The organism is Psychrosphaera sp., from assembly GCF_982872775.1.
In genome coordinates, this window is the sequence record NZ_CEYNSH010000060.1 from 1 (window position 1) to 13,660 (window position 13,660).

Sequence of the window (13,660 nt, forward strand, 5' to 3'; positions counted from 1 at the left end):
AAATATGGTGGTTCCCAAGGTGCCGATGAAAACCGAACCCTTGAACAACCGACGTGTTCAAGGCGGACCCCATATTCCCACCGTAGGCTTCTCGATTCATGCCAAAAGGCAAGCCGAGCCTGCGCAATAGCAGGAAGGATGGAACCCTAAAAAAGTATTATCGGCTCAGGGATACTAGTTATCTGTCAAACACCCCAGGTACCATATTTTCATGTTAACGTCAGCGGCGTTAAATAACGTTGCCGACTAGTTAACGATAGTTCAAGCAGACATTTGATACCAATAATTATTCGATACAATTGGTTGCTTAACTATTTCGCTGCGGAATATAACAGCTCTGTGTGTCAGTACAATGAAAATCAAAATTTAGATTGTTCAATTGCTTAGATTTTTGACTAAGTGCAGAAAAATTAAACTTTTAGGCTTACGGTAGTGACCAAATTGCCACCAAGTCTTCTGATTTTCACTAACTTCTATTACACTGACGTTAAATCATTTCTATCGAGCTTATTATGACCCATCAAGAACTAATGCAAGTGCTAAACGAGCACGACTTCACTGCAACTGCTAGCGAGATTCATGGCCTTTTAACTGGGCTTGTTGCTGGTGGCATGTCACGTGGTTCCAATGAATTTTTGGATCACATGGAAGAGTTATTCAACAACGGTTTGACGATTAAAGGCTCGTTAAAATCAGCAACGACGAAGTTAGTGGACGAGACCTTCACGCAATTAGAGTCAGATGAATTTGGTTTTGAGCCAATTTTACTAGAAGAAGATGAGTCTTTAACTGACCAAGCAACCGAATTAGTGAATTGGGTCCAGCATTTCTTAGTTGGTTTTGGTCTTTGTAAACGAGATCTTAAAACAGCGAGTAATGATGTAAGAGAAATCATTGAAGATATGACCAGCATTACACGTATGGAAGCGGAAATGGAAGATACCAATGAAAACCAAGCTGATTTTTATGAAGTCATTGAGTTTGTTCGAGTGTCGGCCATTTTGTGTTACCAAGAGTTTGGCAAAAAAGTAGTGGCAAGCCAGCCGGCAAGCAAAACACTCCACTAAGCACGATCCAATTCGCCGAGCAATCTGCCAACACCGTTATAAAATTAGAGGTAAAAATGAAGTTAACGATTCCGATGAATGAGTTTGCATCACGCAGAGCTGCATTATTAGAACAGATGAAGCCAAATAGTGTTGCCATTTTTCCTGCATCACGTGAATTAACGCGAAGCCGTGATACCGAGTTTCCATTTCGTCAGGACAGTGATTTCTTTTACCTAACGGGTTTTCCAGAACCAAATGCCTATTTGATTTTAGAAAAGTTAAGTGACGCAGCCGTCGGCGCAGAACAACAAACCATTAGTACATTGGTATGTCGAGTCAAAGACAAAACCGCCGAAATTTGGCAAGGTCGTCGCATTGGTAAAGAGCGTGCAAAGGTTGATTATTTGTTTGACGCGACTGCAGATGAAACAGAATTAGCTGAAACAGTTCAAACCGCCATTAATAACAAATCGACGTTGTACTTTGGGCAAGGCGAATACGATTATGCCGACAAACTTGTGTTCGATACTTTGCACACGCTTCGCATGGGCCCTAAAAAAGGCTGGTCAGCGCCAACAGAATTACTAGACGTAAGACCAATTGTTCACAACATGCGTCTGTTTAAATCGAGTGCCGAAATCGACGTGATGCGTAGGGCGGGTAAAATAAGTGCAGCTGCTCATACTAGAGCGATGCAATTTGCAGCGAAACAACATGCTCAAAACGAAGCGGTGACTGAATATCAACTTGAAGCCGAAATTCACCATCATTTTGCAATGAACGGTGCTCGCCACCCAGCCTACGGGACGATTGTCGGTGGCGGTGAAAACGCGTGTATTCTCCATTACACAGAAAACCAAGATGAAATAAAAAGTGGTGATTTAGTCCTTATTGACTCAGGCTGCGAACTTGAAGGTTATGCCGCAGATATCACTCGCACTTGGCCAGTAAATGGCACATTTAGTCCAGAGCAAAAAGCGATTTATGACATCGTACTTGACGCTCAGCTAGCCGTTTTAGACGCAATCAGCCCAGAAGCTTCATTAAAAACACTGACAGATGTATCGGTTCGCAAGGTGACGGAAGGACTAGTAAGTCTGGATATCTTAAAAGGCGATGTTGACGAACTGATCGAAAATAACGCGCATCGTGCGTTTTATATGCATGGACTGGCGCACTGGTTAGGTCTCGACGTTCACGATGTTGGTGACTACAACCAAGCAGGAGCTCAGCGTGGATTGCAACCAGGTATGATCTTTACCGTTGAACCAGGCATATACATAGACAGTGAAGCGGACTGTGATCCTAAATGGCATGGCATCGGTGTCAGAATTGAAGACAATATTTTGATCACAGAGGCAAGCCAAAACAGCGGTAAGCACTATGAAAACTTAACCGCGGACGTACCTAAGACAACCGCAGAGATTGAAGAGCTGATGCGCAACACAAGCGCTTAGACAATATGAACACAAACCCAAACACCCATTACGATGTTTTAGTATCTGGAGGCGGCCCAACTGGTCTTCTCACTGCTATTGGTCTGAAAAAAGAATGCCCAGATTTGAGTGTTGGTATCATCGAGCCGATTGATCAATCTCTAAGTGATGGCAATTCGAATGAAATGATAACGTCTAACTTCGATCAGCGCTGTTTGGCCTTATCGCATGGGTCATTGCAGCTATTGGATCATTGGGGTGTTTGGTCTGAACTTAAATCACATGGTTGGCCAATTCAAACTATAGTGACGTCCGATAGAGGTCACCTTGGCAAAACGGTTATGCGAGCGCGTGATTACGATTTAAATGCGATGGGGCAGGTTGCTTCCCTGCATAACTTAGGGTGTGCGCTTAAAGCTGGTGCCAAACAACTGGATATCGCTTGGTTTTGTCCTGACCGTATTGAATCAATGGAACTAGTGAATCTTGCGTGTAATAAGAGTATCGCCGCTACCGAAGGCGACATTTATGCTAGAGACAATCACAGCAATAGTGGCCTTGACTCTTACAACAACGACGACAACGACAGTGGCAATGATAAGGCCACACTTCAAGCAACTACTCAATCCAAGCGCCTCATTAAATTAGAATCTGGGCAAGAACTAACAACCGATTTACTGATTGTGGCTGAGGGTGGCCAGTCTTCAACGAGAAAACTGCTAAATATCACAAGCGACACATCAGAATATGGCCAGTCTGCTGTTATTGCTAATGTTAGAGTGACAGGCGCACAAGCCAAATTAAGCAGACAGTTTGACGATGCTGATCACAACGCTTTTGAGCGCTTTACCACCAACGGGCCTATCGCCTTTTTACCGATTGGCAAACAAGAATACAACGTCGTTTGGACTCAAACTCCAGAACAAGCCCTTGAAGTAAATGCGCTGACTGATGAAGCCTTTTGTGAGCGTTTACAACAAGAATTTGGTTTTGCAGCAGGACAAATTAAAAGTGTCTCCAAACGTGCAACCTATCCATTATCTCTAACTAGAGTCGAACGATTAACAGCGCCAAATGCGGTGTTATTGGGTAATACGGCTCACACTATTCATCCTATCGCGGGACAAGGCTTTAATTTAGGCGTTCGAGATATCGGAGTGCTCGTTTTTGCGATTAAAAAGGCGGCAAAAAGCGGTATTGCCATTGGTCGTTTTGATGTACTCAATGACTACGAAAAAAATCGCCAACACGATATAGATCGTATTGTGTCGTTTACCGATTTATTAGTTCGAGCTTTTGGAATAGAAGGACGCGCAGCTGCTTTGACAAGAACGACTGGATTGATGGCGTTGCAAGGTTCGGACACTTTACAACAGTGGTTAGCCCTTCATTTTATGGGTAGTCACCAACAATTTAATTTAGCAAAAGAGAAGTTACATGATTAGCACGGATATTGTCGTTGTCGGCGGTGGGTGTGTCGGCTTGACGGCGGCATTGGCACTGGCAGAGCAGGGCATTGCAGTTACCGTTATCGACCGAAGTACTGCATCAGTCGAATTAAGCGAGCCTCAAAGCCGAGTTAGCGCTATTTCTCTTGCTAGCCAACATGTTCTTGAAAACTTAGGAGCCTGGCAATACCTTCAACCCGAACGCTTATTACCCTACGACTCAATGCACGTTTGGGAAAAAGAAAGTTTTGGTGATATCCATTTTGATATTAATGACTTGAAGGCCAAGACACCGGTCGCTCAACTTGGCCATATTATCGAGAACAACCATATTCGAAATGCGTTAATTACTCGCGCTGAAGAACATGAACAAGTCACTTTATTGTTTGAAACGGAAATCGCCAGTATTCATAACAGTGACGAACAAGTGTTATTAACTTTATCTAACGGACAACCATTAATTGCCAACCTTTGTGTTGCCGCGGATGGTGCCCAGTCGTGGGTCAAAAAACAGCTTCGTATTCCCACTACTTTTTCAGACTATGACCATCACGCTATAGTGGCCAATATCAAGACCACAGAGGATCACCAAAATTGCGCCCGCCAGGTATTTTTACCAACGGGGCCACTAGCACTCTTGCCTATGTTTGACTCGCATACCTGCAGCATTGTTTGGTCAACCGAGCCTAATCACGCAGATATGTTGATGCAAATGACGGATGAAGACTTTGGTAAGGCTTTGACGGTTGCTAGCGACTCTGTTTTAGGGCCGCTTACCGTCACTACTAATCGGATCAAGTTTCCACTGACCATGCGATATGCTCAACAATGGATTGAGCAACGTGTCGTGTTTATTGGTGATGCGGCGCACACCATCCATCCATTGGCTGGTTTAGGAATGAACTTGGGGTTGATGGATGCGGCGAGCCTAGCGGATTGCATTACTGAGGTATTTAAGGACCATAGCGAAAGCCGAAAACAAGACGAATCATTCCACATTACCTTGCACAAATCGCTTCGCCAGTTCGAACGTTGGCGTAAAGCGGAAGCTCAAACTTACATCGCTGCGATGGCCGGCTTAAAGAATTTGTTTGATGGTGCCAACCCGTTAAAAAAAATAATCCGAGGTGTTGGGCTCAAAATGACAGACAAGTTGGGCTTTGCTAAAAGTAAGATTGTAGAACAGGCAGTTGGACTGCAAGGTGAACTCCCAAAATTAGCCAAAAAAGACCGTTCTTAAGCATTAGAATTACTAATCTTCAAGCCGTAGAGATATAACAATGATTGCGATATACTCCGTCGCAACTTTTTGGCTTTGATACGCAAAGCCAACTCAAAGCAGTGATCTAAGCTAATAATTACTAAAAGGTAATGCCATGAGCAACAGAACGGTTTTATTTGATAAGCACATCGAAGCGGGCGCTAAGATGGTTGACTTCCACGGTTGGGAAATGCCAATCAACTACGGCTCACAAATCGAAGAGCATCACGCAGTGCGCCAAGACGCAGGTATGTTCGACGTTTCTCACATGACAATTGTTGATATCAAAGGTTCTGAAGCCAAAGCGTTTTTACAAAAGCTTGTGACGAATGACGTTGCTAAACTTCAAGAAGAAGGCAAAGCCCTTTACACTGGTATGTTAAACGAAGAAGGCGGCGTTATTGATGACCTTATCGTTTACCACTTCAATGAGACGTTTTACCGCATGGTTGTTAACTCTGCGACTCGTGAAAAAGACTTAGCTTGGATCACCAAACAATCTGCCTCATTTGACGTAACCGTTACTGAACAACCTGACTATGCAATGATTGCCGTTCAAGGCCCAAATGCAAAAGCGAAAGTTGCAACCGTCATCTCAGCTGAACAACAAGCCGCGGTTGAAGGCATGAAGCCATTTTATGGTGTTCAAGCCGGTGACTTATTCATCGCAACGACAGGTTACACAGGCGAAGCTGGTTACGAAATTATTCTTCCACCAGAGCAAGCTGCCGATTTTTGGCAAGCACTAACAGATGCAGGCGTTAAGCCAGCGGGTTTGGGTGCGCGTGACACCTTGCGTCTTGAAGCGGGCATGAACTTATACGGCTCAGACATGGACGAAACCGTTTCTCCATTGGCAGCGAACATGGGCTGGACGATTTCTTGGCAGCCAGAAGACCGTGACTTTATTGGTCGCGAAGCACTTGCCAAATTAAAAGAGCAAGGTACTGACAAGTTAGTTGGCCTTGTGATGGAACAAAAGGGCGTTTTACGCGGTGGCCTTAAAGTGATCAGTGACGCAGGTGAAGGCGTAATCACATCAGGGACTTTCTCACCGACATTGGGTTTCTCGATTGCGATGGCACGAGTTCCAAAAGGTGTTGAGCTTAGCAGCACAGTTCAAGTTGAAATGCGTAAAAAACTGGTTGACGTAAAAGTCGTTAAAGCGGGCTTTGTTCGCAACGGTAAATCAGTACTTTAAAGAAATTTTTCTATCCGGGTTGACCCTTTTCTAAACAGCCATTATCTTTTTGAGTGGCTAAATAGACAATCAATCCGGACGGGCTTTAGTGTATGGACACAAGCCCAATATTTGAATTCAATAACATTAATAAAATAAAGATCCCTAAGGAACTTAACAATGAGCAATATTCCATCGGACTTAAAATACGCGTCGTCTCACGAGTGGGTGCGTAAGGAAGAAAACGGCATCGTAGTAGTAGGTATTACTGAGCACGCACAAGAATTGCTTGGCGACATGGTATTTGTTGACCTACCAGATGTAGGCGATGAGTTCGCGGCGGGTGACGACATTGCCGTTGCAGAATCTGTAAAAGCAGCGTCTGACATCTATGCGCCAGTAGCCGGTGAAGTTGTTGCAGTAAACGAAGACTTAGAAGACTCACCAGAGAACGTTAACTCTGACCCATACGGTGACGGTTGGATGTTCAAAATTAAATTGGAAGACGAGTCTGAATTAGAAGACTTACTTGACGCGGAAGGTTACGCCGAATCAATCGACGAAGACTAAGTCGAAGCCATTAAAAGCCTCGCAGGTTTAAAATCTGCGAGGTTTTGTCTATTTAAACTGTAGGAAGTCTGTTAGCCATGTCAGAAAAATCGAGCCTTACTCAACTAGAGCAAAACGAAATCTTTATCCGCCGTCATATAGGTCCTAGCCAAGAAGAACAGCTAGAGATGTGTAAGACGTTAGGCGTAAGCTCAGTTGAAGAACTTATCGACCAAACGGTTCCAGGTAAAATCCGTTTAGAAAGTGACCTAAACATCAACGATTCGCAAACGGAAGAACAAACCCTTGCGTATTTAAAATCAGTAGCGAGCGAAAACAAAGTCGCTAAGTCTTATATTGGTTTAGGTTACCACCCAGTTTCTGTTCCAAATGTTATTTTACGTAACGTTATGGAAAACCCAGGTTGGTACACGGCATATACGCCTTATCAGCCTGAGATTGCTCAAGGCCGATTAGAATCACTTCTTAACTTCCAGCAGTTAACTATTGACTTAACAGGCTTAGAATTAGCCAGTGCTTCACTTCTAGATGAAGCGACGGCAGCAGCTGAAGCTATGGCGCTAGCCAAACGTGTTGCCAAAGCAAAAAAAGCCAATACTTTCTTCATCGCTGATGACGTATTCCCACAAACGGTAGACGTAGTAAAAACTCGTGCAGAGCTTTTTGGTTTTGACGTTGTTGTTGATAAAGCGGAAAACGTAGGTGACCACGAGATCTTTGGTGCGCTTTTCCAGTTCACTGGTCAAGAAGGTCAAGTAAACGACATTCAGCCATTGGTTGAGCAAGTTCATGAGAAAAAAGCCATTGCAATTGTTGCGGCTGACATCATGAGCTTAGTCTTGTTAGAAGGTCCAGCTAAGTTTGGTGCAGATGTTGTCTTAGGTTCAGCACAGCGTTTTGGTGTTCCTATGGGCTACGGTGGTCCACACGCGGCTTTCTTTGCAACAACAGACAAATTTAAGCGTTCTTTACCAGGTCGTATCATCGGTGTTTCTAAAGACCGTCGTGGTAACAAAGCACTTCGTATGGCGATGCAGACTCGTGAACAACACATCCGCCGTGAAAAAGCCAACTCGAACATTTGTACGGCTCAGGTATTACTAGCGAACATGGCGTCGTTCTACGCGGTTTATCACGGCCCACAAGGCCTTAAGGCAATCGCACAGCGCATTAATCGTTATGCCGACATCTTTGCATTAGGTCTAAAAGAGAAGGGCGTTGAGCTAGTTAATGACACTTGGTTCGACACGATTACTTTTAAAGCTGACAACAAAGACGCAATTTTAGCTAAAGCGGCAGACAAGCTTGTTAACTTCCGTTCTGACTTGGACGGTAAGCTAAGCGTTTCAATGAACGAAAACGTGACACGTTCTGACATCATTGAGTTATTCGACTTAGTATTAGGTGAAGACCACGGCTTAACTGTTGAAGACTTAGACGCAAAAGCTCAAGGTTTTGATTCATTACCAGCTGCTTACACGCGTAAAACAGACATTTTGACTCACGACGTATTTAACTCGTACCAGTCAGAAACTGAAATGATGCGTTATATTCGTAAGCTTGAAGGTAAAGACTTATCGCTTAACCACTCAATGATCTCGTTAGGCTCATGTACGATGAAGCTTAATGCGACGGCAGAAATGATCCCAGTGACTTGGCCAGAATTTGGCAGCATGCACCCGTTTGCACCAATGGACCAAGCGCAGGGTTACCGCAAGATGATTGGTGAGTTGTCTGATTACCTCATCGAAATCACAGGTTATGACAACATTTCAATGCAGCCTAACTCAGGTGCACAAGGTGAATACGCGGGTCTAATCGCGATTCGTAAGTACCACGAAAGCCGTGGTGACCATCACCGTAACATTTGTTTGATCCCAAGTTCGGCGCACGGAACGAACCCAGCGTCAGCGCAAATGGCAAGCATGAAAGTCGTTGTAGTTAACTGTGACGACGAAGGTAACATCGACATGGATGATCTTCGTGCGAAAGCCGAAGAGCACAAAGACGCGTTATCGTGCATCATGGTAACTTACCCATCTACACACGGTGTATATGAAGAGTCAATCCGTGAAGTATGCGACATCGTTCACGACAACGGTGGTCAGGTTTATATGGATGGTGCCAACATGAACGCACAGGTTGGCCTAACAGCACCTGGTTTCATTGGTTCTGACGTATCTCACCTGAACCTACACAAAACGTTCTGTATTCCACACGGTGGCGGTGGTCCAGGTATGGGCCCAATCGGTGTTAAGTCGCACTTAGCGCCATTCTTACCTAACCACCAAGTGACTAAAGTAGAATTCTTTGGTGACAACCAAATCGACAACGTCGGTATGGACAACGGTGCTGTATCAGCTGCGCCTTATGGCTCTGCAGGTATCTTACCGATTTCTTGGGCCTACATTGCGATGATGGGTAAACACGGTCTACGCCAAGCAACCGAAGTGGCGATTCTTAACGCCAACTACGTAACAGAGCGTTTGAGCCAACACTACCCAATCTTGTATCGTGGTCGTAACAACCGCGTTGCACACGAATGTATCGTAGACTTACGTCCACTTAAAGAAGCCTCAGGCATCTCAGAAATGGACATCGCTAAGCGTCTAAATGACTACGGCTTCCACGCGCCGACTATGTCGTTCCCAGTTGCAGGCACACTTATGATCGAGCCAACTGAGTCAGAAGCAAAAGTCGAACTAGACCGCTTTATTGACGCCATGATCGCCATCCGCGAAGAAATCGCAAAAGTCGAAAACGGCCAGTGGACCCTAGATAACAACCCGTTAGTCTTTGCACCACACACAGCCGAAGACGTACTTGACCCAGAGTGGGACCGCGCATACGCACGCGATTATGCTGCATTCCCATGTGAAGCGGTTAAAGCCAACAAATTCTGGCCAACCGTAACTCGTATCGACGACGTATATGGCGACCGCAACCTTGTTTGTAGCTGTCCTGATATTGATACTTATCGAGACGAGTGATTGGTTGTTGATGCTTAATTAAGTATCCGACAAAGTCATATTAGAGAAGCGAACCAGAGATGGTTCGCTTTTTTGTTTTTAATTTGTAGTGATGTAAACGTAACGTAATTGAAGTGAAACTGATTTGCAGGTTTCAAACAGCGGGTACTTGCTAGCTTTCATCTAAAAGACTTCGCGAATGGTTACATAGTCTGAACTCTTGCGAATAACGATTACATGTGTAATTCTTATGCTTGCATTGATTACAAGTGTAATCCTAATATGTTTGAGAATATTTCCCAATAAAGAAGTGAAACTATGAATTTCATCAAATTGTTAGCGCTTTTTTTTGTCCTATTGCTGATAGGCTGTACGAACAGGCCCACTGTGCATATATACGCTAAATACTTGGACGAGCCGCAGAAGGCGTTTTTATCGGAGCAGTTAACGCAAAAAGACTATCAAATTAAGTTTAACAATTTGGATTTTCCGACAACGGTATCCGAAAACACCTTGCTGTACTCTTTATTTTTAGAGCAACGTGAAGTAATCAATCAGGCCAAGGCGGTGGTTGAGAAGGCTGGTATGACGGTCGAATACACTAACGCCTTAACAACTGGGAATCATTGGTATACCAAAAACTCCATTGCTTTGTTTTTATTTCCGAAGGGCAGTAAAGCAATAGGTGAGTTGTTCCGCCAGGATCTGCAACATACCTATCAAGCAAAAGAGTGTGGTGGTAACTATGAGCTGAGTTTAAAAAGCGACGGCACATACGTTTTATTGGATAATAACCAGCTGGCAGAAAAAAGGGTTATCTCCAAAGGTAATTGGCTTTATCGACAATTCCCTTATATCGAATTGCAAAAGTTTGGAGCAGATTACTCAGAATTTTATTTTGAAATTTCTCAGGAGACAAAACGAGACAATATCAGTGAAATAGAATTCATTACATTAAATTACTTAAACAACAGTCAATTTGAGAAAGGTTGTCAGTTTTTGTATGGATTGAGAAAAACATAATCACTAAGGGTTGAAAGCATATCTGTCTTTAAATTATACACTTACGCCATTTTATATTTTGATGTAAGGTTTAATACGTTTCCCAAATGGAAAACACCAACCACTCGAAGTATAAAAACTCCAGACCTCGAGTGTAAAAAGTAGTGGAGTTGCAGTATTAAAAAGGACTTAAAATGAAAAGTGTATTTTTCTTTGATTCAATGCTTACCCCTAAAATCATCACCTTTGTTTATTGGTTGTTGCTCTTGATAGCTATCGGCACTGGCGTTGCCGCGATGATGAACCGATATGAAGGATTTTGGGTTGGATTACCTATAATAGTATTTGGCGCCATTGGTGCTCGACTTTGGTGTGAGCTAATGATCGTGTTGTTTAAAATTAACGAAAATGTTCAAAAAATAGCTGAAAAATCAGAGTAACAAGCTCAGTCCAAGGCGACTATTGATTGACACCATTGCTTGGTTTAAATCAAATTATAAGTCTGCTTTTAGTATAATAGGCACCGAGAAGGGTGCCTTTTTTAATGCTAACAAGTCTATGATACGAGATATCTCAAAAGAGTTTGACATGTCTCGTCGTAATTCAAACATGACACTTTATAAAGTATTACGACTTTCTATAGAATCAAGCCGTTTTGTGTTAAACGGCAGATGTTATAGACTACTCCGGCTCAATTAAGGATGAGTTAGAGCGAAGCAAACTGCGGATTTATAATAATAAAGCTCATCCAAGGAACAGGATAAAAATGAAAAAGAAGTTACTTTCTGCGCTTGTTGCAGCTGTGTTTGTACAAGGTTGCATCGATGTTGAACAAGATGAACAAAACGAGTTATTGGCTCAACAAAACGAGTTATTAAGCCAAGCAAACGAAACAAATAAAACCCAACAAACGGGTAACCCAATCATTTTGTCTGGTGTTGTAATTGATAGCCAAACAGAGCTACCTGTTACGGCTGGTACAGTTAAAATAAAACTGGGTCAAACCTGGTCTGAGCCGGTTGCACTTTCAACGGGCACATTTGAACTAAAAGACATTCCTTTTTACAGTGACTACAACCTTCTTATTGAGTCTACAGACGGTTCATTTATGCCAATTATGCGTGCTGGTCGCACTGGTTACGGTGAGGCTGGGGCGACGGTATATACGGATTTAGGCCAAATAAAGGTTGGCACACCGGTTGAATATGAATTGACGGTTTTAGATAAAAGAACCGGTGAAGCAATTTCTGGTTTAGAGTTCACCGCGTCATCTAGTTCAACAAATGACTTGGAAGCGCGTGATTTAATGCACAAGTCAACACAAGATACCGCAACGGGTAAGTATAAAATCACGGTTCCTGCTGGCATTGTCGAGCGAGTTGAAACAAGTTTAGATGTCGATGGTGATAACCAGCGCGACTATCGTTTAAAAGATATCGAGGATAATTATAGCGACTCGATGGGTAAGCTGTCGTTTTGGTTTGATCGCAATGAGCAAGAAATGGACACGACTGCAGAGCTGCTTGAAGTGGAAGAGTCATCAGAGCCACTGTCATCTACAGTTGAAGTGCGTTTTTCTGTTGTCGACTTCGAGGCCAACGCGATCGCTGACTTAGAAATTGAGTCGAGTCGAGGTGATATTGCAACGTATAACGCCGAAACGGGCCAGTATTCTGTGACATTAGAGCTTAAAGGCTCTCATTCCACATCAATTCTTATCCCTAGTTTTGAATATGATGGTATAGGTTATGAATCAACATCAATAGATGCATATTTGAACTCTGAAAACCTAGTCATTTCTTTCTCAAATACGAGAAACGCCGTTTACGGTAGCGAATACGACCTTGAGACAACTGAAGTTGACGTAGCAGTTATGCCACGTACTTATATCATTGGATCGGATTATGTTCCGGTTATCGCCAAACAGCAGGTGGTCACTGGGCCAGAGTTTGGCTACAAAGTTTTCTATGCATCAGGCATCGAATTGATGGAAGACTCGGTATCGCTTGTCCAAAAAGACGCTTTAATTATAACAAAGGGTGATGCATCAGCTACAGACTTTGTTCCTGCTGGTACAACCCGTTTTACAGTGGAAGACGTTGAAGTTGAGAGTACAGCATCATTATCCTTGAATGATACTTTATTGTCAGTTGTGCCGAACTCTGAATTAAAGGTTTCGGAGCGTTATGAATACCGTATTGGTAATCTTAATATAAAAGGTTCTGATACCACCTTTGCAAATAGCGCGGCGAACAAGGAATTTGAAGTGTACGATGCTTCTGCAGAAACGTTTGATATCAACGATATAGTGGTTGATAACAATAACTATTCAACTAATGGTCAGTTTATGTTGACGGAGAACACGGCAAACGAGCCTGTAACGACATCAGCGTATCAAAACCGAATTATTGTTGTTTTCCCGCCATCAATTACTTCGTTAGAGCACTTTACTCTTCGTTTCACAGGAGGTGTTGAGTACGGAACGCCATTCACTGAAAATGATAGTATGGTTGTTGTGTCTAACGGTTATGTCTATGCGAGTCAACGCTATGCGGCTGCGACTGCTCAAAATGAGACGATTTCTGGTTCACCCGTTACTATTGAAAATGGAATGACCATAGCTGATGGAAGGCATTACATGTCTAGTGATTTTTGGCGCTGGATGGGTGATAACACAAGTACTAGCGAAAACACGGTTACATTTGAATACAGCTATGAGTTGAAGGATGGAACGGTTTCAGAAGG

Annotated in this window: 10 protein-coding genes and 1 other RNA gene; 10 read left to right on the forward strand and 1 reads right to left on the reverse strand. The window is 43.3% G+C overall.

Going from position 1 to position 13,660, the window contains the following annotated elements; all coding sequences use genetic code 11:
* Positions 1-7 precede the first annotated feature (7 nt).
* Positions 8-204: non-coding RNA, 6S RNA (gene ssrS, locus AC4E96_RS12995), on the reverse strand.
* 308 nt (positions 205-512) lie between these two features.
* Here ssrS and AC4E96_RS13000 point away from each other — a divergent pair.
* The 10 genes from AC4E96_RS13000 to AC4E96_RS13045 all read left to right on the forward strand — a co-directional run.
* On the forward strand, positions 513-1,067 hold the full coding sequence (locus tag AC4E96_RS13000) for a UPF0149 family protein (RefSeq protein WP_490256120.1): 555 nt from the start codon (positions 513-515) through the stop codon (positions 1,065-1,067).
* Positions 1,068-1,123: 56 nt separating this feature from the next.
* On the forward strand, positions 1,124-2,506 hold the full coding sequence (pepP, locus tag AC4E96_RS13005; protein ID WP_490256121.1) for a Xaa-Pro aminopeptidase: 1,383 nt from the start codon (positions 1,124-1,126) through the stop codon (positions 2,504-2,506).
* A gap of 5 nt (positions 2,507-2,511) precedes the next feature.
* The gene (locus AC4E96_RS13010) at positions 2,512-3,930 is read left to right on the forward strand and encodes an FAD-dependent monooxygenase (RefSeq protein WP_490256122.1); all 1,419 of its coding nucleotides are present in this window, start codon (positions 2,512-2,514) and stop codon (positions 3,928-3,930) included.
* Complete coding sequence (locus AC4E96_RS13015; protein WP_490256123.1) at positions 3,923-5,173, forward strand: FAD-dependent oxidoreductase; 1,251 nt, start codon at positions 3,923-3,925, stop codon at positions 5,171-5,173. The genes AC4E96_RS13010 and AC4E96_RS13015 overlap by 8 nt, the downstream gene beginning before the upstream one ends.
* A gap of 136 nt (positions 5,174-5,309) precedes the next feature.
* Positions 5,310-6,395, forward strand: coding sequence for a glycine cleavage system aminomethyltransferase GcvT (gcvT, locus tag AC4E96_RS13020; RefSeq protein WP_490256124.1), 1,086 nt, complete (start codon positions 5,310-5,312; stop codon positions 6,393-6,395).
* Positions 6,396-6,554: 159 nt separating this feature from the next.
* Positions 6,555-6,944 (forward strand): glycine cleavage system protein GcvH, encoded by a 390-nt coding sequence (gene gcvH, locus AC4E96_RS13025; protein ID WP_488034141.1) that lies wholly within the window; start codon positions 6,555-6,557, stop codon positions 6,942-6,944.
* A gap of 77 nt (positions 6,945-7,021) precedes the next feature.
* Positions 7,022-9,934, forward strand: a complete 2,913-nt coding sequence (gene gcvP / locus AC4E96_RS13030; RefSeq protein WP_490256125.1) for an aminomethyl-transferring glycine dehydrogenase — start codon at positions 7,022-7,024, stop codon at positions 9,932-9,934.
* A 297-nt stretch (positions 9,935-10,231) separates the two neighbouring features.
* Entirely contained in the window at positions 10,232-10,936 is a 705-nt protein-coding gene (locus tag AC4E96_RS13035) for a hypothetical protein (protein ID WP_490256126.1), read from the forward strand.
* Between the two features lie 173 nt (positions 10,937-11,109).
* Entirely contained in the window at positions 11,110-11,355 is a 246-nt protein-coding gene (locus tag AC4E96_RS13040) for a DUF4282 domain-containing protein (RefSeq protein ID WP_490256127.1), read from the forward strand.
* Positions 11,356-11,681: 326 nt separating this feature from the next.
* Positions 11,682-13,660, forward strand: a 1,979-nt coding sequence (locus AC4E96_RS13045) for a hypothetical protein (protein WP_490256128.1), incomplete at its 3' end; no start/stop codon positions are given.